25 protein-coding genes, 1 tRNA gene and 1 other RNA gene are annotated in these 25625 nt (G+C 68.8%); 11 read left to right on the top strand and 16 right to left on the bottom strand.

Translation table 11 applies throughout. The features are described 5' to 3' along the window. Positions 1–34: 34 nt before the first annotated feature. Positions 35–730 carry a cAMP-activated global transcriptional regulator CRP gene (gene crp / locus ACFWZU_RS10755; protein ID WP_342451875.1) on the bottom strand — a complete coding sequence of 232 codons (696 nt, stop codon included), beginning with the start codon at positions 728–730 and terminating at the stop codon, positions 35–37. Positions 731–1001: 271 nt separating this feature from the next. On the opposite strand from crp, the gene speD reads away from it, so the two are divergent. Continuing rightward, positions 1002–1787, top strand: a complete 786-nt coding sequence (gene speD, locus ACFWZU_RS10750; protein WP_091334588.1) for an adenosylmethionine decarboxylase — start codon at positions 1002–1004, stop codon at positions 1785–1787. A gap of 64 nt (positions 1788–1851) precedes the next feature. Beyond that, positions 1852–2541 (top strand): extensin-like domain-containing protein, encoded by a 690-nt coding sequence (locus ACFWZU_RS10745; protein WP_439701508.1) that lies wholly within the window; start codon positions 1852–1854, stop codon positions 2539–2541. 94 nt (positions 2542–2635) lie between these two features. Here ACFWZU_RS10745 and coq7 read toward each other — a convergent pair whose 3' ends face one another. Next, positions 2636–3277, bottom strand: a complete 642-nt coding sequence (coq7, locus tag ACFWZU_RS10740; protein WP_439701507.1) for a 2-polyprenyl-3-methyl-6-methoxy-1,4-benzoquinone monooxygenase — start codon at positions 3275–3277, stop codon at positions 2636–2638. Then, positions 3274–4461: a (Fe-S)-binding protein gene (locus ACFWZU_RS10735; RefSeq protein WP_439701506.1), complete on the bottom strand. Its 1188-nt coding sequence runs from the start codon at positions 4459–4461 to the stop codon at positions 3274–3276. Before ACFWZU_RS10735 ends, coq7 begins: the two co-directional genes overlap by 4 nt. A gap of 140 nt (positions 4462–4601) precedes the next feature. Here ACFWZU_RS10735 and rplM point away from each other — a divergent pair, with 140 nt between their 5' ends. From rplM to ACFWZU_RS10715, 4 genes are all read left to right on the top strand, one after another. Then, positions 4602–5030, top strand: coding sequence for a 50S ribosomal protein L13 (gene rplM, locus ACFWZU_RS10730; RefSeq protein WP_439701505.1), 429 nt, complete (start codon positions 4602–4604; stop codon positions 5028–5030). Positions 5031–5038: 8 nt separating this feature from the next. Continuing rightward, positions 5039–5431 carry a 30S ribosomal protein S9 gene (rpsI, locus tag ACFWZU_RS10725; RefSeq protein ID WP_231350512.1) on the top strand — a complete coding sequence of 131 codons (393 nt, stop codon included), beginning with the start codon at positions 5039–5041 and terminating at the stop codon, positions 5429–5431. Between the two features lie 54 nt (positions 5432–5485). After that, a tRNA-Gln gene (locus tag ACFWZU_RS10720) sits at positions 5486–5559 on the top strand. 314 nt (positions 5560–5873) lie between these two features. Beyond that, positions 5874–7451: an MASE1 domain-containing protein gene (locus ACFWZU_RS10715; protein WP_439701504.1), complete on the top strand. Its 1578-nt coding sequence runs from the start codon at positions 5874–5876 to the stop codon at positions 7449–7451. An 88-nt stretch (positions 7452–7539) separates the two neighbouring features. On the opposite strand, the gene ACFWZU_RS10710 is transcribed toward ACFWZU_RS10715, so the two are convergent. After that, positions 7540–8022 (bottom strand): hypothetical protein, encoded by a 483-nt coding sequence (locus ACFWZU_RS10710; RefSeq protein WP_439701503.1) that lies wholly within the window; start codon positions 8020–8022, stop codon positions 7540–7542. Positions 8023–8346: 324 nt separating this feature from the next. On the opposite strand from ACFWZU_RS10710, the gene ACFWZU_RS10705 reads away from it, so the two are divergent. Next, positions 8347–10233 carry a chloride channel protein gene (locus ACFWZU_RS10705; RefSeq protein ID WP_439701502.1) on the top strand — a complete coding sequence of 629 codons (1887 nt, stop codon included), beginning with the start codon at positions 8347–8349 and terminating at the stop codon, positions 10231–10233. A 117-nt stretch (positions 10234–10350) separates the two neighbouring features. Here ACFWZU_RS10705 and rpiA read toward each other — a convergent pair whose 3' ends face one another. From rpiA to ACFWZU_RS10675, 6 genes are all read right to left on the bottom strand, one after another. Then, on the bottom strand, positions 10351–10986 hold the full coding sequence (gene rpiA / locus ACFWZU_RS10700; protein ID WP_439701501.1) for a ribose-5-phosphate isomerase RpiA: 636 nt from the start codon (positions 10984–10986) through the stop codon (positions 10351–10353). 53 nt (positions 10987–11039) lie between these two features. Beyond that, the gene (locus ACFWZU_RS10695; protein ID WP_439701500.1) at positions 11040–11507 is read right to left on the bottom strand and encodes an EVE domain-containing protein; all 468 of its coding nucleotides are present in this window, start codon (positions 11505–11507) and stop codon (positions 11040–11042) included. Continuing rightward, positions 11507–12109, bottom strand: coding sequence for a 5-formyltetrahydrofolate cyclo-ligase (locus tag ACFWZU_RS10690; protein ID WP_439701499.1), 603 nt, complete (start codon positions 12107–12109; stop codon positions 11507–11509). Before ACFWZU_RS10690 ends, ACFWZU_RS10695 begins: the two co-directional genes overlap by 1 nt. An 87-nt stretch (positions 12110–12196) precedes the next feature. Further along, a non-coding RNA gene (ssrS, locus tag ACFWZU_RS10685) (6S RNA) lies at positions 12197–12381 on the bottom strand. A gap of 7 nt (positions 12382–12388) precedes the next feature. Then, positions 12389–12706 (bottom strand): cell division protein ZapA, encoded by a 318-nt coding sequence (locus tag ACFWZU_RS10680; protein WP_439701498.1) that lies wholly within the window; start codon positions 12704–12706, stop codon positions 12389–12391. Next, positions 12706–12930, bottom strand: coding sequence for a TIGR02449 family protein (locus ACFWZU_RS10675; protein ID WP_209617550.1), 225 nt, complete (start codon positions 12928–12930; stop codon positions 12706–12708). Before ACFWZU_RS10675 ends, ACFWZU_RS10680 begins: the two co-directional genes overlap by 1 nt. A gap of 98 nt (positions 12931–13028) precedes the next feature. On the opposite strand from ACFWZU_RS10675, the gene ACFWZU_RS10670 reads away from it, so the two are divergent. From ACFWZU_RS10670 to cydB, 4 genes are all read left to right on the top strand, one after another. Beyond that, positions 13029–13595 (top strand): UPF0149 family protein, encoded by a 567-nt coding sequence (locus ACFWZU_RS10670; protein WP_439701497.1) that lies wholly within the window; start codon positions 13029–13031, stop codon positions 13593–13595. Next, positions 13553–14902: an aminopeptidase P N-terminal domain-containing protein gene (locus ACFWZU_RS10665; protein ID WP_439701496.1), complete on the top strand. Its 1350-nt coding sequence runs from the start codon at positions 13553–13555 to the stop codon at positions 14900–14902. Before ACFWZU_RS10670 ends, ACFWZU_RS10665 begins: the two co-directional genes overlap by 43 nt. 380 nt (positions 14903–15282) lie before the next feature. Then, positions 15283–16686: a cytochrome ubiquinol oxidase subunit I gene (locus ACFWZU_RS10660; protein ID WP_439701495.1), complete on the top strand. Its 1404-nt coding sequence runs from the start codon at positions 15283–15285 to the stop codon at positions 16684–16686. A gap of 2 nt (positions 16687–16688) precedes the next feature. Further along, entirely contained in the window at positions 16689–17699 is a 1011-nt protein-coding gene (gene cydB, locus ACFWZU_RS10655) for a cytochrome d ubiquinol oxidase subunit II (protein ID WP_439701494.1), read from the top strand. Positions 17700–17790: 91 nt separating this feature from the next. On the opposite strand, the gene pepQ is transcribed toward cydB, so the two are convergent. The 6 genes from pepQ to hemW form a co-directional block, all read right to left on the bottom strand. After that, positions 17791–19110: a Xaa-Pro dipeptidase gene (gene pepQ / locus ACFWZU_RS10650; protein WP_439701493.1), complete on the bottom strand. Its 1320-nt coding sequence runs from the start codon at positions 19108–19110 to the stop codon at positions 17791–17793. Positions 19111–19212: 102 nt separating this feature from the next. Then, positions 19213–19560, bottom strand: coding sequence for a PilZ domain-containing protein (locus tag ACFWZU_RS10645; RefSeq protein ID WP_439701492.1), 348 nt, complete (start codon positions 19558–19560; stop codon positions 19213–19215). Then, complete coding sequence (locus tag ACFWZU_RS10640; RefSeq protein WP_439701491.1) at positions 19557–21683, bottom strand: DUF1631 family protein; 2127 nt, start codon at positions 21681–21683, stop codon at positions 19557–19559. The genes ACFWZU_RS10645 and ACFWZU_RS10640 overlap by 4 nt, the downstream gene beginning before the upstream one ends. A 68-nt stretch (positions 21684–21751) precedes the next feature. Then, positions 21752–22102 carry a PilZ domain-containing protein gene (locus ACFWZU_RS10635; protein ID WP_439701490.1) on the bottom strand — a complete coding sequence of 117 codons (351 nt, stop codon included), beginning with the start codon at positions 22100–22102 and terminating at the stop codon, positions 21752–21754. Continuing rightward, positions 22099–24303, bottom strand: a complete 2205-nt coding sequence (locus ACFWZU_RS10630; RefSeq protein ID WP_439701489.1) for a DUF1631 family protein — start codon at positions 24301–24303, stop codon at positions 22099–22101. Before ACFWZU_RS10630 ends, ACFWZU_RS10635 begins: the two co-directional genes overlap by 4 nt. 154 nt (positions 24304–24457) lie before the next feature. Further along, positions 24458–25624: a radical SAM family heme chaperone HemW gene (hemW, locus tag ACFWZU_RS10625; protein WP_439701488.1), complete on the bottom strand. Its 1167-nt coding sequence runs from the start codon at positions 25622–25624 to the stop codon at positions 24458–24460. Position 25625: the final 1 nt, after the last annotated feature.

The raw sequence follows: 25625 nt of genomic DNA, 5'->3' as shown, positions 1-25625 counted from the left end.
TGCCGCGTAACCAGTAGGCAGCGGGGGGGAAGCGTCAGCGCGTGCCCTTGACCACGATCGTCTTGCCGGACACGTCGATCATGCCCTGCTCTTCGAGTTGCTTGAGCACGCGGCCGACCATCTCGCGCGAGCAGCCCACGATGCGGCTGACTTCCTGGCGCGAGATGCGGATCTGCGTGCCGTCCGGATGGGTCATGGCGTCGGGCTCCTGGCACAGGTCCAGCAGCGTACGCGAGATGCGGTTGGTGACGTCCATGAAGGCCATGCGGCTGACCTGGCGCGAGGTGCGCAGCAGGCGGTTGGTCAGCTGCGAGCCGATCGCGAAGAGGATCTTCGGGCATTCCTCGCGCAGCGGGCCTTCCATCAGCTGGAACAGACGCTCGTAGCTGATCTCGGCCATCTCGCAAGGGGTGCGGCTGCGCACGATCGACTCGCGCTGCGCCTGCTCGACGAACAGGCCCATCTCGCCGATGAACTGGCCGCGGTTCAAGTAGGCCAGGATCAATTCGCGACCCTGCTCGTCCTCGGTGCAGACCGCGAGCGAGCCTTCGATGATGTAGTAGAGCGTATTGGCTGGATCACCCGGGCGAATGATCGCGGTCTTGCCGGGGTAGCGCCGGCGATGGCACAGGGCCAGGAAGCGCTCCATCGATGCCGGGTCCGGCGCGAAGCTCAGCGGTGCCTGGGATCGTTCGAATGCCTGCTGGAGTTGGTATTTGAGTTGCGCCACGAGAGTATCCGCTGGTGAGCCAAGGCGCTGCCGCCATGGCGTTACCATGCATCACGCGTCTCGCCTGATCAAGAGATGACGCGCTTGCACCCGTGAGTTCTGTTTTCCCGGGTTTTGCCGCATACTTCGAAGTCTTTCGGCCAGGCTGCACGCCAGCCGGAAACTCGGGTCGCGCAGGATGAGGGTCCTGGCGCGTCTTTTTCTTTTCGCGGGGACCCTTGCTGCTAACCCGCCTCATCTGCTGGCCGTATCCCGGCCATGGAGAGTCGCCGTGGTGAAACCGCTCCCGCGCCTGCGCCTGCAGGGCTTCAACAACCTGACCAAGGCTCTGAGCTTCAACATCTACGACATCTGCTACGCGGTGTCCGAAGACCAGCGCCAGCGTTACATCGAATACATCGACGAGCAGTACGACGCCGATCGCCTGACGCAGATCCTCACCGACGTGGCGGAGATCATCGGCGCGAACATCCTCAACATCGCGCGCCAGGACTACGACCCGCAGGGCGCCTCGGTCACCATCCTCATCTCCGAGGAGCCGGTGGTCGAGAAGCTTGGCCGCGACACCATCTCCGGTGCCGTGGTGGCGCACATGGACAAGAGCCACATCACCGTCCACACCTATCCGGAAACGCATCCGCACAACGGTATCGCGACCTTCCGCGCAGACATCGACGTGGCCACCTGCGGCGTGATCTCGCCGCTGAAGGCGCTGAACTACCTGATCGACAGCTTCGAGTCGGACATCGTGGTGTGCGACTACCGCGTGCGCGGCTTCACCCGCGACGTGAAGGGCAAGAAGCACTTCATCGACCACAAGATCAACTCGGTGCAGGACTACCTGGCGCGCCACATCCGCCAGAAGTACGAGATGTTCGACGTCAACGTCTACCAGGAGAACATCTTCCACACGAAGATGCACATCAAGGACTTCGACCTGGACACCTATCTGTTCGAGGCGCACGCGGACGACCTTTCGTTCAAGGAGCGCCAGCGGATCGAGTCGCTGCTCAAGCGCGAGATCGAGGAACTGTTCCACGGCCGCAACCTGATGTAACGAAGACCCCGCCGCGAGGCGGGGTTTTTCGTTGCGCGCACAGCGCGGTGCCTAGGCTGGCCGCATGCGCGCCCTCCTGCTGTTCCTGCTGCTGCTCGCCCTGCTGGCGCTGGTGTGGTCGCGTGGCTGGCGTCCGCCGGACCGCTACAACCCGTGGGCGCCGCTGGACCTGCGTGCGCCGCCGGAGCTGTTCTTCCGCTACAAGCTGGACCGGCTGGCGCACGAGCCACGCGCGTGCAAGGCGGCGCTGGCGCAGGCGGGCGCGCGCTTCACGCCGATGCCCGACCGCCATGCCCCGCGCGGGTGCGGCTGGATCGACGCAGTCCGCCTCCGCGGTACCGGCGTGGCGGCCCTCGCGCCACCGGCGATCGTCACCTGCCCGCTGGCGGCAACGCTGGTGCTGCTCGATCGCCAGGTGCTGCAGCCCGCCGCGGGGCAGCTCTACGGCACCACGGTGCGCCAGGTCGACCACGTCGGCAGCTACGCCTGCCGCAACATCTACGGCCGCGCCGACGCGCCGCTCAGCCGCCACGCGCGGGCCGCGGCGATCGACCTGGCCGGCTTTGAGCTGGCCGACGGCCATCGGCTCGATATCGCCGGCGACTGGCATGCGCAGGGCAAGGCCGGGGCTTTCCTGCGTCGCGTGCACAACCGCGCCTGCGAGGTGGCCGGCCTGGTGCTGGGACCGGACTATAACCGCGAGCACCGCAGCCACTTCCACGTGGAGGCTGGTGGCTGGGGCTACTGCCGGTGACGCTGGCTGCAGGAGCCGCCTGCGGACGAGCTCCCGCTACCGTGCCGATGAAAGCGCATCGCCCTGAGGCACTCCAGCAAAGCAGGTGCCACAGTCAGATGCGGTAGGCGACGCTCTTCATCACCAGCGAGCTCAGGTGCATCAGCCCGGGGATCGGGAAGGGCAGGTCTATGCCGCCCCGTGCACGGGCGTTGTCAGCATGGCGCACTTCGTCGGCCTGCATCTGTGCGAGCACCGCGCGGGAGCGTTCGTCCCGTGGCGGCAGGCGTTGCAGGTGGTCTTCCAGGTGGGCTTCCACCTGGCGTTCGGTTTCCACCACGAAGCCCAGGCTGACCCTGTCGCCGACCAGTGCAGCGGCTGCGCCGATCGCGTAGCTGCCGGCGTACCACAACGGGTTGAGCAGGCTCGGCCGGCTTTCCAGTTCGCGCAGGCGCTGTGCGCACCAGGCGAGGTGGTCGGTTTCCTCGTCGGCGGCGTGCTGGAGGTGCTGGCGCGTCTCCTCGTCGCGCGCGAGCGCGGCCTGGCCGTCGTACAGCGCCTGCGCACAAACCTCGCCGGTGTGGTTGATGCGCATCAGGCCGGCGGCGTGGCGGCGCTCGGCCTCGTCCAGCGTTGCATCCTCCAGCGGTGCCGCGGGCGAGGGGCGCGCGGCTTCCGGCGCACCGGCGACGGTTTCCAGGGCGCGCTCGATGCCTGCCAGCAGGCGGTCGAGCGGGGAGAGCGTGCGAATGTTCATGACGGATGTCCCGGGAGAAGTTGCCGCGCCAGCAGCACCAGCGGATGCAGGGTCGGCACAGCCATGGCCTGCTCGACCAGGCCCGCGGCCAGGTGCAACCGGCAACCGATATTGGACGACAGCAGCGCCTTCGGCGCCAGCGCGCCGATGGCCTCGAGCGTGGGGGCGCGCAAGCCCGCTGCGCGGTCGGGGAACTCGAGCATGTGGCTGCCAGCGGCACCGCAGCAACGCGCCGGGAGCGGCATTACCTCCAGCTCCGGCACGCGCGCGAGCAGCTTCTGCAAGGCCTCGGCGCTGCGCGCCACATTCTGTTGCGTGCACGGCACATGCAGCGCCACGCGTTGCGGGACCGGCCGGAAGTGCAGCTGATCGGCCCGGGCCGCGAGCAAGGCGTAGGGATCTTCTACTGCCACGCCGGGCAGGGCGCTGCGCAGTTGACCGAGGCAACCGGGTGTGACCGTCACCAGGATCGAAGCGCCACTGGTTCGCCAGCTTTCCCGTACGCGCCGCGCCGCGCGCGCGGCCGCCTGCGTGTCACCGCCGTGGGCGTCGAGCGCGCCGCAGCAGAAGGCTGGCAGGCGTGTCACCGGATGACCGGCAGCCTCGAGCAGGGTGACCGCCGCCTGTTGCGCCGGCGCGTCGTCCACACTGCCGACGCATCCGGGGAAAAGCGCCACCCTGGGCAGCGCCGATGCGTGCCGTGCTCGTCCGGCCATGGGCTGAGGCTGCGTGGACGGCTTCAGGGCGGCCAGGGCCAGCGCCGCACGCCAGCGGGAGCGTTCCGGCAGCCCGTGTGCGAGGCGCTCACACCAGCGACGCAGGCCGGGCAACTTGGTCCATCGCAGCAAGGCGGGCCGCTTTGCCACCGCGAGCAGTACGCGTGGTCGCCCTGGTGCAGGCCCGAGCATGGCGCGCGTTTCCACCAGCAGCTCGCCGAAGCGCACCTGGGCGGGGCATACCCGTTCGCAGTTCAGGCAGCCAAGACAGTGGTCGAGAGGCTCGCGCAGCCCGTCCGACACCGGCGCCAGCCCCTTGGCCAAGGCCGCGGCGATGGCGATGCGCCCGCGCGGCGATTCCGCTTCGTTACCATCCAGCGCATAGGTCGGGCACGCCGGCAGACACAGGCCGCACTGCACACACTGGTCGGCCAGCGCGGGGATGCGCTCGGACTTGTTCTCGGGCATGGTCGGCATGCTATCATTGGCAGCTCACAGTCGGCCGACCGGCAGGCTTGCGTGATCGATGATGGCTCCGCTATCATCTCGCGCCTTTGTTCCACCGATTCCGCTAACCGCCCCCGTGGCGGCAGACAGGTATTCTTGAGATGAAAACGTTCAGCGCCAAGCCGGAAAGCGTCAAGCGCGACTGGTACGTGGTCGATGCGACGGGCAAGACGCTCGGCCGTCTGTCCACCGAGATCGCCCGCCGCCTGCGCGGCAAGCACAAGCCGGAATTCACCCCGCACGTCGATACCGGCGACTACATCGTCGTGGTCAACGCCGACAAGGTCGCGGTTACCGGCGCCAAGCTGGACGACAAGATGTACCACCGTTTCACCGGCTACGTCGGCAACCTCAAGACCATGAGTCTGAAGGACATGCTGGCCACGCATCCGGAGCGGGTGATCGAGATCGCCGTCAAGGGCATGCTGCCGAAGAACCCGCTGGGCCGCGCGATGTATCGCAAGCTCAAGGTGTACGGCGGCGCCGAACATCCGCATACCGCCCAGCAGCCGCAGGCGCTGGAGATCTAAGGAAACCCATGGCTATCCAGCAGAATTACGGCACCGGCCGCCGCAAGACCTCCGCCGCCCGCGTGTTCCTGCGCAAGGGCAACGGCGCCATCGAAGTCAACGGCAAGCCGCTCGACCAGTTCTTCGGTCGCGAGACCTCGCGCATGATCGTGCGCCAGCCGCTCGAGCTGACCCAGAGCGCCGACAAGTTCGACATCAAGGTCACCGTCGCCGGCGGCGGCATCACCGGCCAGGCTGGTGCGATCCGCCTGGGCATCGCCCGCGCGCTGATCGAGTACGACGAAACCCTGAAGTCGCCGCTGCGCAAGGCCGGCTTCGTGACCCGCGACGCCCGCGAGGTCGAGCGCAAGAAGGTCGGTCTGCACAAGGCTCGTCGCGCCACCCAGTTCTCGAAGCGCTAACATCCGCTTCGAGGGGCGATGCATCCGGTCAGAGCGCATCGTTCCGAAGGGTTTTGGGAGATCGTCTAACGGTAGGACAACGGACTCTGACTCCGTTTATCTAGGTTCGAATCCTAGTCTCCCAGCCAAACGAAAGAGGCCCGCCATTGGCGGGCCTCTTTTTTGCATGTATGGGGATGGGCGACGGAAAGCCGGCATGTTCGATGGCGGCGGTGGGCGCTGGATGCCGATCCTGCGACGCAGGGCACACCGGGACCTCGCCGCCAGACGTTGTACCGGGCCGGCTTGCGCTACGATGAGCGTCGTCGGCAGGGACTCGATAGGTTGTTGGTTTCACTGGTTTTTCACGCAGTAAATTGTTGTATAGGCGGAATAACATGCCGACGTGGACCGGTCGCGGAATTGGGGCGATTCAGGCCATCCATGCCAAGGGGGTAGGACGATGCTGACAAGGACCTGGGACAACATCTGGCTTCGACAGCTGGCGGTCGCGGCCGGCTACGCAGTGAGCTACCTCCTGCTCCGCGAGATCTCGTTCTCCCACTGGGTGCTGTTCGCGGGCGTGCGCCTGTGCGCGCTCATGCTGATGCCCTATCGCTACTGGCCGGCGCTGCTGGTCGGCGAGTTGCTGCCGCTGGGCTACATCAGCTTCAGTTGCCTTGACCAGTACGGGTGGATGTGGTCGGCCGTCATGCTGGTGCCGCCCATCGGCCTGGCCATGCCGATCGTCCGCTTCTGCAGGGAACAGCGGCGGCTGTTCCCGTCACGCTCGATCACCAGCATCAACGTCCTGCTGCTCTGTTCGCTGCTGGTCTCGGTCGTCTGGACGCTCGCCGACACCACCGCCCTGCTGGTGGCGACGACCAAGCCGCAGTACGACTTCCGTACGGCTGCCGGCTGGTATTTCCTGGGGTCGTATATCGGTATCCTCACCATCGTCCCGCTGGCGTTGGCGGTGCGCGAGGAACTCATGAGCCGGCCGTTCCGCCAGATCCTGGCGGGCCTTTCCGAAAGCCGGCTGGTTCTCGAAACCGTTTCGCTGCTGCTGCCGGCGCTGGCGCTGCTGGTCTGGCTGGCCTCGGGCGTCGCCGGGGATGCGAGCCAGGCCGCCCGCATGGCGATGTTCCTGCCGGTCGCCTGGCTGTCGCTGCGCCATGGCTGGCGCGGGGCTGCGATCGGCGGTACCGCGGCAAGCGTGGCCGTCATCCTGACGATGCCGGTCGTGCGCGACCACGAAACCGTCCAGGCCCAGGCCTTCATTGCCTTCACCATCACCACCATGCTGATGCTCGGCGCGCGGATCGCGGTACTGCACCAGCGCGAGAAGCAGGAGCGCATGGACTCGCGCCTGGCCCTGGCGATGGCGCAGCGGAACGTCTACCTGGGCGAACTGCAGCTGCGGCAGACGTCCTATGCGCTGGAGCAGATGAGCGGGGCGATCCAGGCCTCCTACACCCAGTTGCTCGGCCGGCTGCGCTGCCTGCTGCCGGGGACCGACGAGCGCACCTACTACCGCCAGGCCGCGGTTGCGCAGCACCAGATCTATCGCCTGGCCGATTCGCTGTACCCGCTCTCCTGGCGCGACCGCGGCTTGCCGGCCGCCCTGCGGGAAGGTTCGATCCCGCGCGCGCTGGACGAAGGCGGCATCGTCTACTGGTGCGACATCCAGGGCGACGTCGAACAGCTGTCCACCAGTGTCCATATGGCCCTGTACCGGTTGGCGTCCGAGGCCATTGCGCTTGCCTGTGCCAAGCGCAACATCAGCAAGGTGCGCGTGCGGTTGCGCGGTGGCCACGCCGGTGGCCGGCGCTGGGCGGTGCTGTGCGTCGACAGCGACGTGGACTACGAGCGTTTGGCGCGCGTGCGCTGGGACGACATCCAGTCGGCGCTCGGTGGGAGTGGCATGGGACTGGGTGCGCTCAAGGACCGCGCCGGCATTTTCGAAGGCAAGGTGCACGTGCGCGCCCATGGCACCGGCAACCGGATCAGCCTGATGCTGTTCGATCCCGAGCTCGCCTGATCCTGGCCCCCGAAAGCGTTTCCTCCCGGCCATCCCCGAAAAAAAACCGCCCATGGGGCGGTTTTTTCACTTCCGGTCGCCCGCGGGCTCACGGCGAATGGCTGCTGCACTCCACCGGGTCGTTGCACGGCGCAACCGTCGCGCTGGACGTGGTCGGAGCTGCGGTGAACGTGGTGGTGCCATCGCTCATGGGTACCGCCTGCACCTGGAGGTCGCTGCCCTGGTAGACCGTTTCGGCGTACGAGGTCAACGGCACGGCCGTGCTGCTGGTCGAGGCGGTCTGCTGCGGGGTCGAGAGGCGCTGGGCATCCCGGCCCATGGGCAACACCAGAAACTGCCCATTGATGCTGGCGAAGGCCACCCGAACGTTGCCGTAGAGGTCGTTCACCTGGAAGTACTGCACGCCATTGTTGGCAAACGTGTACACATGCCAATGCGTGCTTGCGCTCACGTCCTGTGCATTCGGCCAGGCTTGACCCAGGCCCGTGCTCGTCGCCGCCACGGCAGAAGCCGAAAAGCCCATGACGACCAGGCCGGCGAGGAGTGCGCGGCGCGGCAGGAATTTGATCATAGCCATGTCCCCTTTGTTGGACTGCTCACTGGTTGAGCAATCGCACTCTACCTTGCAATCGTGATTTTTTCGCGAAGGCGAACGTCGAAACTGGGGGTTGCGTTAAGTTTTCCGGTGCCTGCATGGCGGTCGCCGCTGCCGGCGCATGCGCCATCCGCGGAGGGCCGCCCGATCGCGGCCGGAGGGATACTGCACCACGGTGGCATGCGCTTTGGCCGACGGCCCTAGGGCGACCGGCGGCGGCGCACAAGGCCTCACGGGCAGCCGCCCTTCGGTTCCTGGGCGGGGAAGCGTAAAATCCCCGTTTTGACTCGCGGTATTTCCATGACTTCCCCCTCCGAGAAGCCGGCACCTCCGCCGGGCGTGCGCCTGGAAGGCAGCACGGACGCCTTGCCCCTCTCTCCCGCGCTGGGGGTCAGTCTCGATGCCACGCGCATGCCGCGACGCTCCACGCTGGTCGACCGGCGGGTGCTGCGGATCACTGCGGTGTCGGTGGTGCTCGGCGTGGCGGCGGCTCTCATCGCGCAGGTGCTGACCTCATTGATCGGGCTGGTCACCAACCTGGCCTTCTATGGCCGCGTGTCCACCGCCTTTTCCTCGCCGGCCGGCAATCACCTTGGCGCCTGGGTCATCGTGGTGCCGGTGATCGGTGGCCTGATCGTCGGCGCGATGGCGCGCTGGGGTTCGCGCGCCATCCGTGGCCACGGCATTCCCGAGGCAATGGAGCAGGTCCTCCTCAACGAATCGAAGATCCCGCCGCGGATCACCTTCCTCAAGCCGGTGTCCTCGGCGATCGCCATCGGTACCGGCGGCCCGTTCGGCGCGGAGGGCCCGATCATCGCCACCGGCGGTGCGCTCGGCTCGTTCATCGGGCAGCTCCTGCGCGTCACCGGCGGCGAGCGCAAGGTGCTGTTGGCGGCCGGTGCCGCCGCGGGCATGGCGGCGGTGTTCGCCTCGCCGGTGGCGGCGGTGGTGCTGGCGGTGGAACTGCTGTTGTTCGAACTGCGCCCGCGTTCGCTCATCCCGGTCGCACTCGCCACGGTGGCCGCCACCTCGGTGCGTTATGCGTTCCAGGGCACGGCGCCGGTCTTCGCCATGCCAGCCCTGGCCGAGCCGGGTGCCGTCGCACTGGCGTGCTATGTGGCCGTGGGGGCGGTGCTGGGGTTGATCAGCGTGGGCGTCACGCGGATCGTCTACGGCATCGAGGATGCGTTCGAGCGACTGCCGATCCACTGGATGTGGTGGCCGGCGCTGGGCGGTATCGCCGTGGGCGTGGTCGGTTATTTCGCGCCGCTGACCCTGGGCGTGGGCTACACCAACATCGAGGGCATCGTCAGCGGCGAGTTCACCCTGCACACGCTGTTTTTCCTCTGCGTGATGAAGTTCATTTCCTGGTCGATCTCGCTGGGCAGCGGCACCTCCGGCGGAACGCTGGCGCCACTGTTCACCATCGGCGGCGCGCTTGGCGCACTGATCGGCCTGGGCCTGGCGGCGCTGCTGCCGCAGTTCGGCATCGACCCGCGCATCGCGGCGCTGGTGGGCATGGCTGCGATCTTTGCCGGCGCCTCGCGCGCGCTGCTGACCGCGGTGGTGTTCGCATTCGAGACCACCGGCCAGCCAGCCGGCCTGTTGCCGCTGCTGGGCGGCTGCACCGCGGCCTACCTGATCTCGGCCCTGATGATGCGCAATACCATCATGACCGAGAAGATCGCCCGGCGCGGCGTGCGCGTGCCTTCCGAATACGCGGCCGACTATCTGGACCAGGTGGCGGCCGGCGACGCCTGCTCGCGCGGCGTGGTGACCCTGCGCACCACCCAGACCCTGGGCGAGGTGCGCAACTGGTTGAACGAGGGTTCGCCGGACTCGCAGCACCAAGGCTACCCCGTGGTCGACGAGAACAACCAGGTGCTGGGCGTGTTGACCCGGCGCAGCCTGCTCGATCCGCAGTGGTCGTATTCGCTGGCGCTGGGCGATCTGGTGACCCGGCCACCGATCATGGTCAAGGAAGATCACTCGTTGCGCGAGGCGGCCGACCACATGGTTGCCGAGCAGGTCGGGCGACTGATCGTCGTGAGCAAGGACGCGCCGCATCGCATGGTGGGCATCATCACCCGCGGCGACCTGCTGAGTGCGCACAAGCGCCGTTTGCAGGAGGCTCGGCAGGCCAGCCGGCACCTGCGCTTCGGCAGGAACGGCGTGCGCACGGTCTGAGCGACCGCCCAAGGAACACCCTCCCTCGGGAGGGTTTGGTGGGGTAGGGGTTTCGCCGGCTACGTGTGTCTCGCGGCAAGCCCAACGGCTCTCCCGCCTCCCCTTTGGAGGGCGGCGCTACATCGCCTTGTCGCCGACCAGCACGATGTCGGCGGCCCGCCGCGCAAACAGTCCGACCGTGACCACGCCCGGGATCTGGTTCAGCTCGGCCTCCAGCGACACCGGGTCGGTGATCTGCCAGCCGTGTACGTCGATCACCCAGTTGCCGTTGTCGGTCACCACGCCGTCGCGCCAGACGGGCTGGCCGCCGCGCTTGACGATCTCGCGGCCGACCAGGCTGCGCGCCATCGGAATCACCTCGATGGGCAGCGGGAAGCGGCCAAGCAGGTCCACGCGCTTGCCCGAATCGATGATGCACACGAATTGGGCACTGGCCTCGGCGATGATCTTCTCGCGGGTGAGCGCCGCGCCGCCGCCCTTGATCAGCCGCTTGTGCGGGTCGCACTCGTCGGCGCCGTCGACATAGAGCGAGAGCGGGCCGGTGCTGTTGAGGTCGAGCACCGGGATGCCGTGCCGTTTCAGTTGCGCGGTCGACTGCTCGGAGCTCGACACCGCGCCATGGATGCGGTGCTTGATGCCGGCCAGCGCGTCGATGAAGAAGGCCACGGTCGAGCCGGTGCCGACGCCCACGATGGCGCCATCCTCGACGTAGCGGATGGCAGCCTCGCCAGCGAGACGCTTTTCGTTGCTCATGGAAGTTTCCTTGGGGAGGGCCGCCCGCCGTCGGGCCGGTGATGGATGGGTAGCTATTCGAGCGCCAGGATGAACGCCCAGTCCTGCGCGCCCACCGGCATCACCGACAGCCGGTTGCCCTTGCGCACCAGCGCCATGTCGGCGAGTGCGGGCTGGTTCTTGAGCTCGTCCAGCGTGATCACGCGCTTGAGCTTGCGCACGTACTTGACCTCCACCAGCATCCAGCGCGGGTTGTCGCGCGAGCTGGCGGGATCGAAATACTTGCTCTTGGGATCGAACTGGCTCGGATCGGGATAGGCCTCGCTGGCCACCTCCGCGATGCCGGCAATGCCCGGCTCGGCGCAGTTGGAATGGTAGAAGAACACCTTGTCGCCCTTGCGCATGCCATCGCGCATGAAGTTGCGCGCCTGGTAGTTGCGCACGCCGTCCCAGGGCTCGCGCTTGCGCTGCTTGAGATCATCGATGGAGAAGGTGTCCGGCTCGGACTTCATCAGCCAGTGCGTGTAGGGCCGCTCGCTCATCAGTGGGCCTCCGGGTGGCAATCGATCAGCTCGCGGTCGGTGGCGACATAGTCCAGCGGCACGTCCCAGGGCTCGGCGCGGATGACCGGCAGTTCCTGGAAGTCGTATGCGATGCCCACCAGCAGCGGTTCGGTCGGACGCGCCTGGTCGTTCAGGAAGGCGAAGCTGCGGTCGTACCAGCCGCCGCCATAGCCAAGCCGATGGCCCTGGCGATCAAAGCCGAGCAGCGGCACGAGCACCAGGTCGAGCTGGAACGGCGCGAACCATTCGCGCGGCGCCACCGGCTCGGGGATGCCATAGCGGTTGGGCTCGACATTTTCGCCGGCCGACCAGGGGGCAAAGCGCAGTTCGCGGTCCTGACCCAGCACCGGCAGCAGGAAGCGCTGCCCGCGTGCGGCCAGCGGCGGGATCACCAGGTTGAGCGGCAGCTCGCCGTCGCAGGCCCAGTACCCGGCCACGCGTGCGTCTGTGTGGTACTCGGGAAGCTGTTCGAGGCTGTGCCTGAGGCCCTGCGCGGCGGCGATGCGTTGCGCCGGCGTCAGCGCGCGGCGGCGCGCGGCGAGATGCTCGCGCAGTTCGCGGCGTTGGGCGGTGGCGTCCACGGCGCATCTCCTGGAAGACGGCGCCACCGGCGCCGCTCGCGCCCGGCCGGCGTTGCAGCAACGTCGGCCAGGCGGGGAAAAGGGGTGGCGTCAACCACGATGCCGCTGCCCACCGAACGACCTTGATCCGCTTGGATCAGGTGGGAGGGCTACATGGCCTTAAAGGCTTTCCGCACGCGGCGGACATGCACAACAACCATGTGAAGCCGACCCGGGGCCGTATATAGGAACAAGGCAAATGTAGAGTGTGCTGGCGCACACCGCAGAAAACGCCGGGGACTATCTTACTTGCGCGTCGAGCGCCGCTTCAAGCTTGCGGCGCAATGCAGCGAGGCCGTCAGTCACGCTGCGATCAGCCCCGTCGTGCTGCTTGCGCAGGCCCAGGTATTCGTGGGTGACGCTGATCGCCGCCAGCACCGCCAGCCGGTCGAAACCCGGCGTACGTGCGTTGGCGCGAAGCTCGCGCATCTTCTGGTCGAGAAAGGTGGCCGCGGCGAGCAGGCCGTCGCGTTCCTCGGGGGCGCAGGCGATCAGGAATTCGCGGTCCAGCAGGCGCAGCGCGACCGGCTCGGAGGCAGAGGGAGGCGTGCTGCTCATCAGCCGTTGTTCTCGAGGGCTTTCAACCGTTGGATCATCGCCTCGACGCGCGTGCGTGCCTGGTCGTTGCGCGCCATCAGGCCCGCCCGTTCGTTGGCCAGCTGTTCCTGGCTGTGCCGCAGGCTGCGGTTTTCCTCCTGCAGCCGGCGCACGAGGTCCAGCAGGCGGTCCAGCTGCTGGTTCAGGGTGGCCAATTCCTGCTGGACGGGATCGGGCGTGCTCATGGTGTGAAATATAGCAAGCCTGCCGCGGGAAAAGGTGCGGCACGCCTACAAAGCCCGGGCCGATTAGACTGGGTGACCGATTACCGCGGAGAGCCCCCATGACTGCACCCGATATGCTCGGCTACGACGAGCTGGATGCCGCACTCGTGCGCATGCGCATCGGCGCGGATGCCAGCGAACTGCATGGCTCGCTCTGCGGTTACCTGGCCGGCGGCGGCGCGCTGGACAGGCAGCCGTTGCTGGCGGCGCTGGAGTTCGAGGGCGGCGAGGCGGTCGTGCCGGCGCCGCATGACCAGGCGCTGCTGGAGCGGCTGGCGACCCAGTCCCGCGGCGAGCTGGCCGACCCCGAACTCGGCTTCGAACCCTTGTTACCGGCGGACGACCGCCCGCTGGCCGAACGTGCCGAGGCGCTGGTGGAATGGTGCCGCGGTTTCCTTGGCGGCTTCGGCCTGGCCGGCGCGGGCGCACATGCGAAGTTGTCGGACGAGGCGCAGGAGATCCTGCGCGACCTCACCACCATCGCCAGCTCGGCGTTCGATTTCGGCGACGAGAGCGAGGACGAGGATGCGCTGATCGAGGTGCACGAGTTCGTGCGCATGGGCGCCATGCTGTTGTTCGCCGAATGCCACAGCGCCCAGCGCCCGGCGAACGATACGCTGCATTGAGCATCGCCGTCACCGAATTCGCGCGCCGTCGGCGCCAGCTGATGCGCATGGCCGGCGCCGACGCGGCGCTGCTGGTGGCTGCCGCGCCCGAGCGCATGCGCAACGCCGACGCGGCCTGGCCGTACCGGCAGGATTCGGACTTCCACTACCTCACCGGCTTTCCGGAAGCGGACGCCGTGCTGGCACTGCTCCCCGGGCGGGCGCACGGCGAGGCGGTGCTGTTCTGCCGTGAGCGCGATCCGGCGCACGAGCGCTGGCACGGCGAGGTGGCCGGGACCGAGCGCGCGGTCAGCCACTTCGGGCTGGACGATGCGTTCCCCATCGAGGATATCGACGACATCCTGCCCGGCATGATCGAGGGGCGCGCGCGGGTGTACTGCCACTTCGGGCGCGAACCGGATTTCGATGCACGACTGCTCGGCTGGATGCGGCGCCTGCGCCAGTTGCGCGGCGGTGGCGTGGTGCCGAAGGAGTTCGTGGCGCTGGGGCACCTGCTGCACGACCTCAGGCTCTACAAGTCGCGCGGCGAACTGAAGCTCATGCGCCAGGCCGCTGGCATTGCCGCCGAGGCGCACGTGGCGGCGATGGCGGCTGCGCGGCCGGGGCGCCAGGAGTACGAAGTCGAGGCGGAGCTGTTGCGGGTGATGCGCAGCCGCGGTGCGGTGCCGGCGTTTCCGCCGATCGTCGCCGGTGGCGTCAATGCATGCACCATGCATTACGTGGCCAACCGCGCGCCGCTCAAGGACGGCGACCTGCTGCTGATCGACGCCGGTGCCGAGGTGGACTGCTACGCCTCCGACATCACGCGCACCTTCCCCATCAACGGCCGCTGGTCACGCGAGCAGCGCGCGCTGTACGAAGTGGTACTGGCCGCGCAGCAGGCGGCGATCGACGAGGTCAAGCCAGGTCGCCCGTTCGACGCCGCGCACCACGCGGCGGTGCAGGTGATCGCCGAGGGCCTGTGCGCGCTGGGGTTGATCAAGGGCGCGGCCGATGCGGCGATCGAGAGCGGGGCGTACAAGACCTTCTTCCCCTCCAAGACGGGCCACTGGCTCGGGCTGGACGTGCACGACGTGGGCGACTACCGCGTCGATGGCCACGCGCGCCTGCTCGAGCCGGGCATGGTGGTCACGGTCGAACCGGGCATCTACGTGCCGCCCGACCTGCGCGGTGTAGCCGAGCGCTGGCGCGGCATCGGCGTTCGCATCGAGGACGACGTGGCGGTCAGCGCAGACGGCAACGTGGTGCTCACGGAGGCCGTGCCGAGAGAGCCGGAGGAGCTGATGCGGGTGCTGGAAGGGCGCTGAGCGCTCGCGCGCGAGCCGGTTCGTGCGAGTGAATGCCCGACGGGCCGTGAGCCCTGGCTTGCCAGGCCGCATCCGTCGCTCCCAACCCTTTCCCGAGGGAGAGGGTTCGCTCTGTGCAGACACACGCCCGTTCGCACTGTGTAGCCCGCAGGGGGGAAGTCGAAGCGCTGGACTCGAGACCCACGCCGGCTCTCCCCCTCCGGGAGAGGCTGCCGACAGGCGGGTGAGGGTCCGGGCGGCGCGCGGGGCCCGGACGCACCGAGCCATGTCCCGGGCGAGCGTTCCTGCGGCACCACGCCGCGCGGCAGCCTGTCGCGATGCCGCAGCCATCACGCCGCGCATGTCTATAGTCGACGACGCCCTTTCATCGGGAGTGAAGCATGCCGACTGCCGAGTTCCTCTCGCGCCTGCAGTTCGCGTGGGTGATGTCCTTCCACATCCTGTTTCCCGCCTTCACCATCGGCACGGCGGCATGGCTGGCGTTCATCGAGGGCGTGTGGCTGGTCAAGCGCACGGACCTATGGCGCGACCTGTATTTCTTCTGGCTGAAGATCTTCGCCGTCGCTTTCGGCATGGGCGTGGTGTCAGGCATCGTGATGAGCTTCCAGTTCGGCACCAACTGGGCCGGCTTCTCGATCGTCGCCGGCAACGTCGTCGGGCCGTTGCTCAACTACGAGGTGCTGACCGCGTTCTTCCTGGAGGCCACGTTCCTCGGCGTGATGCTGTTCGGCTGGAAAAAGGTCAGCGATGGCATGCATTTCCTGGCCACCTGCATAGTCTCGCTGGGCACGCTCTTGTCCTCGTTCTGGATCATGTCCGCCAACAGCTGGATGCAGACGCCGGCCGGCTACGAAATCCGCGATGGCGTGTTCTACCCGGCGGACTGGTGGCAGGTGATCTTCAACCCCTCGTTCCTGGTGCGGCTGCCGCACATGGTGCTGGCCGCGTTCATTTCGACCGCCATGGTGGTCGGCGGTGTGTCGGCCGTCTATCTGCTCAAGGGGCGCTTCGTCGACCGCGCCGGGGCGATGCTCAAGCTGGCGCTGGCGTTCCTGGGCGTAGTCATCCCGATCCAGATCGTGATCGGCGACATGGCTGGCCTGAAGGTGCGCGAGTACCAGCCGGCCAAGCTGGCCGCCATCGAGGCGCGCTGGGACACGGCGAGCAGCGTGCCGCTGGCGCTGTTCGCCTGGCCCGACGAACAAGCTGAAACCAATCGCTATGCGGTGGAGGTGCCGCACCTGGGCAGCCTGATCCTCACCCACTCGTGGGATGGCGAGGTCAAGGGCCTGAAGGATTTTCCGCGCGACGAGCGGCCGCCGGTCAAGATCCCGTTTTTCTCCTTTCGCGTCATGGTTGGCCTGGGCCTGATGATGCTGGCGCTGGCGTTGCTCGGCCTGTGGCGCTGGAGGCGCGGCAGCCTGTTGCGCGACCGCTGGTACCTCAAGGCGTGGGTGGTGATGATCCCTTCCGGCTTCGTCGCGCTGCTCACCGGCTGGTGGGTGGCCGAGGTCGGCCGCCAGCCTTGGGTGGTGCAGGGCCTGATGCGTACCTCGCAGGCCGCCACGGTGCTGCCTGCGTCCAGCGTGCTGGCCTCGCTGATCACCTTCGTGGTGGTCTACCTCGGCATTTTCGGCGCGGGCATCTGGTACCTGTTCAAGCTGTTCCGCGACGGTCCGCTGCCGGCGCCGCAGCGCGGGCAGCCGGCCACGCCGGTGCACGGCAGCCACCACCGCACGCCGGCGCGTCCGCTGTCCGCGCCCGACGACCCGATGGGAGACTGACGATGGACTGGGCGACCGTGCTCCCCGTGGTGTGGTTCTTCATCATCGGCTTCGCGGTGATGATGTACGTGTTGCTGGACGGCTTCGTGCTCGGGCTGGGCATCCTGCTGCCGTTCGCCGACGACGAAGACCAGCGCGACCACATGATGAACACCGCCGCGCCGATCTGGGACGGCAACGAGACCTGGCTGGTGCTCGGCGGCGCCGGTCTGATGGCGACCTTTCCCAAGGCCTACGCGATCGTGTTGTCGGCGCTGTACCTGCCGATCCTGGCGATGCTGATCGCGCTGATCTTCCGCGGCGTAGCGTTCGAGTTCCGTTTCAAGGCACATACCTCGCGCTGGCTGTGGGGCGTGGCCTTCAGCGTGGGCTCGGTGGTGACCGCCTTCGCGCAGGGGCTGATCCTGGGTGCACTGGTCGAGGGCATGCCGCTGACCGGCGGCAAGTATGTGCAGGGCGCGTTTGGCTGGTTCAGTCCGTTCGCGGTGATGACCGGGGTGGCGGTGGTGTTCGGCTACGCCTTGCTGGGCGCCACCTGGTTGATTCTCAAGACCGACGGTCGGCTGCAGCGGATCGCGTTCGACCTCACCCGGCCGCTGATGCTGGCGGTGATCGGCTTCATGCTGATGGTCAGCGCGTGGTTGCCGTTCCTGGATTCGCAACTGATGGAACGCTGGTTCACTGGCGCACACATCCTGTGGTTGTCGCCGGTGCCGGTCCTGACGGTGCTCAACGCGGTCCTGTTGTGGCGGGCGGTGCTGAAGAACCGCGAGGTGCAGCCTTTCGTGCTGGCGCTGTGTTTCTTCGCGCTCGGCTTCATCGGGTTGGTGGTGGGCATGTGGCCGAACATCGTGCCGCCCAGCATGAGCATCTGGGAGGCCGCCTCGCCACCGTCGTCACAAGGCTTCGTGCTGGTGGGAGCGGCGTTCCTGATCCCGGCAGTGCTCGCCTACACGGTCTACTCGTACCGTGTCTTCCGGGGCAAGGTGCTGGCTGGCGAGGGCTACCACTGAGCGCGCACCGCTCTTCGTGGGAGCCGCTAGCAGACGATGCCTTTTTCGGACGTGCAAGCAAAGGCATCGCCCACTAGCGGGCCTTGGGCGGTCAGAGGAGGGCGAAGGCGTCGCGGGTGAGATTTTCCGGCTCGCCGTCGGTGCACACCACGTCGTCTTCGATACGGATGCCGCCGTACGGCCGGAACGCATCGACGCGGGCCCAGTCGACATCCTTCGCCGCCGGGTTGGCGCGCAACTCGTCCAGCAGCATGTCGATGAAGTACAGGCCCGGCTCGATGGTCACCACCATGCCGGCCTCGAGCACGCGGGTCATGCGCAGGAACGGGTGGCCTTCCGGACGCGGGATGCTGCCGCCGCGCTCGTTCTGCTGGAAGCCGGCCACGTCGTGCACCGCCAGGCCGATCGGGTGGCCCAGGCCGTGCGGGAAGAACGCCGAGGTCACGCCGCTGGCGACCGCTGCCTCGGCGTCCATGCGGATGATGCCGTGCTCGCGCAGCACGCCGGCCACCAGGTGGTGGGCGTGGATGTGCAGCTCGGGATAGCTCTGGCCGGCGCGCACCTTCGAGGCCAGCTCGCGCTGGGCGACGTCCATGCTGTCGATCAGTGCCTGGAACTCGCCCGCGCCGGCGGCCGCGTAGGAGCGGGTGATGTCGCTGGCGTATCCGGCGCAACTGGCGCCCGCGTCGATCAGGAACGAGCGATGCACGGACGGCGGCTGCCGGTCGAAGTGGGTGTAGTGCAGCACCGCCCCGTGCTCGTTCAGGCCCACGATGCTCGAGTACGGAAGTTCGGCGTCGATCTGCCGTGCGGCGGCAAGGTAGGCCAGGTGGATGCCGAACTCGCTCTCGCCGTTGCGGAACGCCGCCTCGGCCGCGTGGTGCGCGCGCGTGCCGATGCGGCTGGCCTCGCGCATCAGCGCCAGCTCGTAGGGCGTCTTGTAGCTGCGGTGCCAGTGCAGGTAGTTCATCACCGGCTCGGGGTTGTTTGCCTCCACGCCGGCGATGGGCGGGCAGGCCGGTCCGATGACGGCGTTGCGGCCCTGCTTCGGCAGCGCCGCGATGGCGTCGGCGTCGCTGCGCACGACCTGGATGTCGAACTGGTCGACCCAGTAACCGCTCGGGGCGGCCGGCACCACGTGCCAGTAGTCGCGCGGTTGCACGAACACCAGTGTCGGCTTGGCGCCCGGTTCGTACACGATCCAGCTGCCCGGCGCGTCGGTCAGCGGCAGCCAGTGGCGGAAATGCGGATTGGAGACAAACGGGAAGTCCTGGTCGTCCAGGAACTTGTTCAGCGGCTTGCCCGCGGCGATCAGCATCCGGTCGAAGCCGCCCAGCGCGAGCGCCTTGTCCGCGCGTTCGCGCAGGGTGGCCAGGTGCTGGGCGTAGAGCGGGGCGAGGTTCTCGGTCATGCGGCGTCCTTCATCGGGCGGCGGGCGCGAAGGCGGTCCCGCCGGTGGGGAGACTGCCCATGATCGCGCGGTGGGCCGCCGAGGGCCACCCTGGGAGGAAACTCAGCCGGGCATGTCCAGCCAGCGCTGCAGCTGCGCCGATTCCAGGTCGCCGATGGCGATGATGCGGTAGCCGGCCCACACCTGCCCGGGCGTGGCCGCTTCCTCGTGCCACTGCTCCTGCACGCCCACTTCGATCGTCGGCGTCGTATCCGACAGCCCCGGCAACGGGAGCCGCAACTGGTAGATCGCCTCGTTGCGCGGCGGCTCGCTGCCGATCAGCAGCATGCCGCTGGCGGACAGGTTGCCGAGCTGGCCCATGCGCCGGCCGCTGATCGCATCGACCACTTCGGCGGCGATGTTGACCGGCTTGCGATGGGCTCGGCGGCTTTCCTGCGGATTGGGCGTCACGAACGGGCTCCTGGGATCGGGGTGGCCTGGCGCAGGCTGTCGGTCAGCGCGCGCCAGGCACGGTCCAAGTCACTCTCGTTAACGGCCGGCACCTCGCGAACTTTACCCGTGGCGATCGCCTGGTCGAGATCGGCCAGCGTCACCTCCTCGGCGCGCTGCCCCTGGCGCGTCACGAACAGGCCGCGCGCGGCGCGCGGCGAATACCAGGCGAGCTTGCGCCGGACCCGGCTCCCGTCGGCCTGGGCGAATTCGAACCAGCCGCCGGTGTGCCGGCTCAGCCGCTGATGCAGTCGCAGCGCCTCGGCGGAGGGCACCGCTGGCGCCGGGGTCGTTTCGGCCGCTTCGGCAGGTCCGCGCCGCTGTTTCAGGCGCATCGCCAGCCCGGTCAGCCCCGCGGTGTCGCTTTCCTGCATGACGGCGCCCGCGCCGATCAGGCGCTGGGCGATCTCGGCGGCTTCTTCGCCGTGCATGCCGATCTGCTGCAGTCCGGCGACCACCTCGGCCTGCAGGGTATCCAGGTTGCCGGGGGGCAGGCGGCCGAGCAGCTGGTCGGTGATCACCAGCCGGCGGGCGAAGGTTTCGCTCTGCTCGCCGTGGCGCAGCAGGGTCAGCGCCAGCACGTCCGCCCAGGCGTGTTCGAGCAGCGCACGCAGCGCAGCGCGCGGCGGCGCCTTGGCGAGCAGCCCGGCAAGCAGTTCGGCGGCGCGCTGGCGCGCCTGTTCGAGCCGCTCGCGGCCCTGCATGGCCTCGACGTGCCGGCGCTCGGTGACCTGCGCCTTGCGCTGCTGCTGGGCCACCTGGCGTTCGATTTCGGCTGCAAGGTCCGCATGCAGCGCGGCCGTGGGCGGTTCGCGGTCGAGCCGTTCGAGCAGTTGTTCCAGCGGCGCAAGCAGGCCGCTGTCGTTTCCTTCCAGCCAGTCGCGGGACACCTCGATCAACTGGTCGAGCAATTGGCGCGCAGGCTGTTCACGACGCTCGAAAAAGCTCTCGTCTGCCAGGGCGGCGCGCAGCATGGGCAACTGCACGCGGTCGAGCAGGCCGTGGGCGGGGGTCGGCGGCGGGAGCTGGCGTCGCAGCGTGTCGAACAGCCGCGCGACCAGTTCCAGCGTGTCGTCGGCGTCCGGGCCAGGCTGGATGGGAACCGCGTCGAGCGGCTGCCCGGCATTGAGCTGGTCGACCAGCGCCTCGCGCAGGCGTGCAGGGCGCCGGAGCATGTCCGCGTCCACGCGCCGGCGCGACAGCGCGGCGAGCGCGGCATCCAGCTCGCTTGCGCTGGCGAAACGCGCGTGGTCGGACACCGGCCGTGGGCCACGTTGGCGGGTCAGCAGTTCACGCAGGCCGGAGGACCTCGGCGGGGCGTCGGGCGTGGCGGAAACCGGAGCGGGTGCCGCCGGCAGTGGCCGCGGCCGGCGGGGCGGCCGTGGCGCGCGGGGCAGCGGGAACGGCCGCAACCTCGGCAGGATGCCGGCGGCCGCCAGATGGTTGTTGACCACCTCGTGCAGCGGGGTCAGGCCCTGGATCAGCTTGCCCTCCACGGCCTGCAGCAACAGCAGGTGATGCTCGGCCGGCAGCCCGAGCGCCGCGCTGGAATCGCGGAATGCCTTGGCCATTGCCTGCGGGCCCAGCGGCATCGCCTCGCTTTCCAGTGGTGGCGTGCCGATCAGCACCGCGAGGCGGTAGCTCAGCTCCACCAGCAGCGGACCGCCGCGGGCGGCGCTGCGGGCGACCAGCTGGTCCAGCGCGGCAGTCATCTCGTGCTCGATCGGGTCGAGCAGGCTCAGGGTCAGGCGGGCAGGCTGCGCCTTCGTCTCGGCCGGCTGCGTGCCCAGTTCCAGCAGCGCGTGGTCGATGCCGTCGATGAAACGCTGCTCGAACGCACGGCGCTCCTGCACCAGGCGCTGGCGGGTGGCCTGGTAGCGCTGCTGTTCGACATGGCTGCGGGTGCTGGCGGCCTGCTCGTGCAGGGCGCGGTCGAAATCCGCCAGGCACAGCCTCAGCGGCTCGGACAGCCACTCGCGGCAGAGCTGGCGGATCTCGTCGACCAGGCGGCGCGTCTTCGCCGGCCAGTGCGCCGGTGGGGCGACTGTGCTCGAGCGCGACCGGTCCGGTTGTTCGACATCCATGGGAAGCCTTGCCCTACACGATGTCTGCGAGTCTATGCCGATGACGCAGGCGCGTCACGGTGGCCGGTTCAGGCGCGCTGCAGCCAGTGGGCGAGGGTCAGTGCGTCTTCCGGGGCGATCGCGATGATCCGGTAGCCGACCCACATCTGGCCGGCGTTGGCGGCCTGGTGCCACTGCTCCTGCAGGCCGATTTCGATCGCGGCGACGCTGCCCTGGCGTGCGTCGGCCAGTGGCAGGCGCGCCTGGAACACCGCCTCGCTGCGCGGGCGCGCGGGGGAGATCAGCAGGACGCCGCTGGCCGACAGGTTGCACAGGTGACCCAGCGGCCGGGCGCTGATGGTGTCGGTGACCAGTGGCGTGGCGGCCGCGCGCTTGCGCGGCGCGCGGCGCTGGTCGAACGAAATGACCTGGGCGGTCATGCGCGGGCGGTCGGGCGCTGCAGGCTGCCGGTGAGCGCGCGCCAGGCGCGGTCGAACAGGCCATCACGTGGCGCCACCTGTTCGCGGACCCGGCCGGCGGCGATGGCCGAGGCCAGCTCGCGCAGATTCATCTCCGCCACCCGCTGGCCGCGCCGGTTGACGAACAGCGTGTTGCCCGACAGCGGTGAGAACCAGGCCAGCTTGCGCCGTTCGACGGCGCCGGTGTGCGTGTCGATGAACTCGAACCAGCTGCCGAAGGGAAGCTGCCGCAGGCGGTTGTGGATGCGCGCTTCCTGCGGGCCGAGCGGGGGTTCGGGGGGCTGTTGCGGCGTGGCCGGGCGCGCTTCCTGGCCGCGCTGCTCGCCCAGTCGCTGGCGTTGCTTCAGGCGCAGGGCGAGGTCGGTCGCGCTGGGCGGCTCGGCGGCCAGCGCATAGGCGGCCAGCGCGGGCATGTCGGCGACGGCGGGCGCCGCTGCCGGGATCGGTGCGCCGCCCGGTTCGGCCGACCTGGGAGGTTCGCCACTGCCGATCAGGCGCTGGGCCACCTGCTCGGCCTCCTCGGCCTGCATGCCGATCTGCTGCAGGTGATCTTCCACCGCCAGGCGCAGGCGCAGCGGGTCTTCCACCGGCGCGCGGCCGAGCAGCTGGTCGGTCAGCCGCAACCGTTCGGCGAAGGCCTCGCTGTCCTCGCCGTGACGCAGCAGGGCGAGCGCCAGCACGTCGGACCAGGCGCGGTCGAGCAGGGCGCGCAGCAGGCCACGCGGCGTGGTTTCGGCAAAGCGCGCCGCCAGCACCTCGGCCGCACGCTCGCGCGCCTGGTGCAGGCGTTCGCGGCCCTGCATGGCCTCGACCTGGCGCCGTTCGGTCACCTGCGCCTTGCGGCTGAGCTGGGCCAGGTGGTGGCGGATGTCCGCCAGCAGGCTGGTGTACAGGCCGGCGCTGGGCGCCTCGCGCTGCGCGCGGGCGACCAGCCGGCTGAGCTGCGTGGCCAGGTCCGGGTCGATGTCCTTGCCGTCGCCCCAGTCGTTGGTCGCCTCGGCGAGGGTGCCGAGCAGGTGGCGGGCCGGGTGCTCGGCCTGCTCGAAAAAGTCACGATCGCTCATCGCCACGCGCAGGATCGGCACCTGCAGGTCGCCGAGCAGGGCGGACGCGCCGGGTCCGGGGTGCAGTTGCTGGCCAAGCTGTTCGAACAGCCGCGCGACCAGCTCGACCGTGTCGTCCTGCTCCGGGCTCAGACCCGTGCGGGCCGCGCCGGCGGGTTTGCCTGCGTTGAGGTGGGTCAGCAACTCCTCGCGCAGGCGCTGGGCGCTGCGCAGTTCGCGGCTGGCGCGGTCGGTGACCTGCACCAGATGCTGCTGCAGCGCGCCGAGGGCGACCTCCAGTTCGGTGGCGCTGGCAGCGTGGCCGTTGACCACGCGTGCTTCGGCGGCGCGCTGGCGCGACAGCAGTTCGCGCAGGTTCTCCAGCACGGCGATCGGCTCGTGGCCGGCGGCCGGCGCCGGCCTGGCCGGCTCGTTGGTGGGTGCCGGAGCCTTCATCGACGGCGGCGCCGGTGGCGCGTTGGCCGGCCGTGCGCCGGCGAAGGCGCGCAGGTGGGGCAGGATGCCGGCGGCCAGCAGGTGCGCGTTCGCCGCTTCGTAGAGGGCGGGGAGCATGGGCGCCAACTTGCGCTCCAGCGCCTGCACCACCAGCACCTGGTGGTCCGCCGGCAGGTCCAGTGCCGGAATGGCCTGGCGCACTGCGGCCGACAGGCTCTGCGGCGAGGCGGGCAGCGCCTCGCCTTCCAGCGGCGGTGCGCCGACCAGCACGGCCATGCGGTAGGAAAGCTCGGCCAGCACCGGGCCGGTATGGGCCTCGCCGCGGGACGTCAACTGTTCCAGTGCCGCGTTGAGTTCGTGCTCGTCACGCCCAAGCAGGCTCAGCGAGGCGATCGGTGCGGGCCCGTCGGCGTTTTCCCGCACCTCGCCCAGTCGCGCGAAGCTGCCGCCGAGGTGTTCGGTGACCTGCCGCAGGAAGGCGGCGCGATGGCAGCGGATCATCGCCCGGCTGTCGAAGCAGCGTTGCTGTTCGAGATGCCCACGCGAGCGTTCTGCCAGCTGGTAAAGGGTGTCGTCGACGGCATCGAGCGCTTCGCCCAGGGCCGGCGCCAGGCGCGTGTTGCACAGCCCGCGCAATTCGGTCACCAGGCGTTGGACACGCACTGGCAGATGCTGCAGGGTGGCCGGACCGTCCAATCCGGGCAGGGCCGCTGGGTGCTGCCTTTGCTCGACATCCATGACGCGGTTCTCGGATTTTTGACGTTTGGTAGTGTATGCGCCCGAATCCCGGTCCGCCATAGGCCGGAATGCGCGCCGATCAGCCCAGGAACAGCTCGATCAGGTCGTTCAGGAAGCGCTGGCCGAGCGGGGAGGGTTGCAGCCGTCCCGGCGCATCCTGCAGCCAGCCGCGGGCGCGGGCCTGGTCCAGGGCGGGTGCGACGCGTTCCAGGGGAAGCCCGGTCCGCTGGGTGAAGGCGTCCAGCGGCACGCCCTGGTAAAGGCGCAGGGCGTTGAGCATGTACTCGAACGGCAGTTCGGCCGGATCGACCGGGCCGGCGCCCCCGATGCGTGCGGGTCCGCCGGCGGCTTCCAGGTAGGTGCGCGGGTGGCGGCTCTTCCAGCGCCTCAGCACGGTGCCCGCGGCAGCGTCGGTGAGCTTGCCGTGCGCGCCGGCGCCAATGCCCAGGTAGTCGCCGAATTCCCAGTAGTTGAGGTTATGCCGGCATCGTCGGCCGGGCCGCGCATAGGCGGACACCTCGTACTGGCCGTAGCCGGCCTCGGCCAGGCGCGCTTCGCAGGCCTCCTGCATGGCCCAGGCCGCATCGTCGTCGGGCAGCGGCGGCGGGCTGGCGGCAAAGGCGGTGTTGGGTTCGAGCGTGAGCTGGTAGTGGGAAACGTGGGTCGGTGCGAGCGCGAGCGCACGCTCGACGTCGGCCAGCGCGCCTTCGAGCGACTGCTGCGGCAACGCGTACATCAGGTCGAGGTTGAGGTTGGCGTAGCCCGCGTCCTGCGCCGACTTCACCGCCGCTTCGGCTTCGGCCGCGGAATGGATGCGGCCCAGACGCGCGAGCTTGTCGTCGTCGAAGCTCTGGATACCGAAGGAGAGCCGGTTCACCCCGGCGGCCAGGTAGCCGTCGAAGCGGCCGTGTTCGACCGTGCCGGGGTTGGTCTCCAGCGTGATCTCGCAGTCGTCCACGAACGGCAATCGCGCGCGTGCGCCGTCCAGGAAGCGGGCAATGTGCTCGGGTGCGAACAGGCTGGGCGTGCCGCCGCCGAAGAACACGCTGACAACCGGACGGCCTTCGCCGGCCGCGCCGAAGTCGGCCAGGTCGGCGTGCAGGTCCGCCAGCAAGGTATCGACGTAGGCGGCGTACGGTGGCGGCTCGCCGCGCACGCCGTGCGAGTTGAAGTCGCAGTACGGGCACTTCTTCACGCACCAGGGCATGTGCACGTAAAGCGCCAGCGGCGGCGCGATCAACGGCATG

The sequence above is a fragment of the Frateuria sp. GZRR33 genome, from assembly GCF_051900425.1.
GTDB lineage: Bacteria > Pseudomonadota > Gammaproteobacteria > Xanthomonadales > Rhodanobacteraceae > Frateuria_A.
This window is presented reverse-complemented; position numbering and strand designations above follow the sequence as displayed.

Coding starts and splice junctions, on each gene's coding strand:
- ACFWZU_RS10745 (WP_439701508.1), top strand. CDS start 1,852: ATGCGCGCCCTCCTGCTGTTCCTGCTGCTGCTCGCCCTGCTGGCGCTG.
- coq7 (WP_439701507.1), bottom strand. CDS start 3,277: ATGAACATTCGCACGCTCTCCCCGCTCGACCGCCTGCTGGCAGGCATC.
- ACFWZU_RS10735 (WP_439701506.1), bottom strand. CDS start 4,461: ATGCCCGAGAACAAGTCCGAGCGCATCCCCGCGCTGGCCGACCAGTGT.
- rplM (WP_439701505.1), top strand. CDS start 4,602: ATGAAAACGTTCAGCGCCAAGCCGGAAAGCGTCAAGCGCGACTGGTAC.
- rpsI (WP_231350512.1), top strand. CDS start 5,039: ATGGCTATCCAGCAGAATTACGGCACCGGCCGCCGCAAGACCTCCGCC.
- ACFWZU_RS10715 (WP_439701504.1), top strand. CDS start 5,874: ATGCTGACAAGGACCTGGGACAACATCTGGCTTCGACAGCTGGCGGTC.
- ACFWZU_RS10710 (WP_439701503.1), bottom strand. CDS start 8,022: ATGATCAAATTCCTGCCGCGCCGCGCACTCCTCGCCGGCCTGGTCGTC.
- ACFWZU_RS10705 (WP_439701502.1), top strand. CDS start 8,347: ATGACTTCCCCCTCCGAGAAGCCGGCACCTCCGCCGGGCGTGCGCCTG.
- rpiA (WP_439701501.1), bottom strand. CDS start 10,986: ATGAGCAACGAAAAGCGTCTCGCTGGCGAGGCTGCCATCCGCTACGTC.
- ACFWZU_RS10695 (WP_439701500.1), bottom strand. CDS start 11,507: ATGAGCGAGCGGCCCTACACGCACTGGCTGATGAAGTCCGAGCCGGAC.
- ACFWZU_RS10680 (WP_439701498.1), bottom strand. CDS start 12,706: ATGAGCAGCACGCCTCCCTCTGCCTCCGAGCCGGTCGCGCTGCGCCTG.
- ACFWZU_RS10675 (WP_209617550.1), bottom strand. CDS start 12,930: ATGAGCACGCCCGATCCCGTCCAGCAGGAATTGGCCACCCTGAACCAG.
- ACFWZU_RS10670 (WP_439701497.1), top strand. CDS start 13,029: ATGACTGCACCCGATATGCTCGGCTACGACGAGCTGGATGCCGCACTC.
- ACFWZU_RS10665 (WP_439701496.1), top strand. CDS start 13,553: ATGCCACAGCGCCCAGCGCCCGGCGAACGATACGCTGCATTGAGCATC.
- ACFWZU_RS10660 (WP_439701495.1), top strand. CDS start 15,283: ATGCCGACTGCCGAGTTCCTCTCGCGCCTGCAGTTCGCGTGGGTGATG.
- cydB (WP_439701494.1), top strand. CDS start 16,689: ATGGACTGGGCGACCGTGCTCCCCGTGGTGTGGTTCTTCATCATCGGC.
- pepQ (WP_439701493.1), bottom strand. CDS start 19,110: ATGACCGAGAACCTCGCCCCGCTCTACGCCCAGCACCTGGCCACCCTG.
- ACFWZU_RS10640 (WP_439701491.1), bottom strand. CDS start 21,683: ATGGATGTCGAACAACCGGACCGGTCGCGCTCGAGCACAGTCGCCCCA.
- ACFWZU_RS10635 (WP_439701490.1), bottom strand. CDS start 22,102: ATGACCGCCCAGGTCATTTCGTTCGACCAGCGCCGCGCGCCGCGCAAG.
- hemW (WP_439701488.1), bottom strand. CDS start 25,624: ATGCCGTTGATCGCGCCGCCGCTGGCGCTTTACGTGCACATGCCCTGG.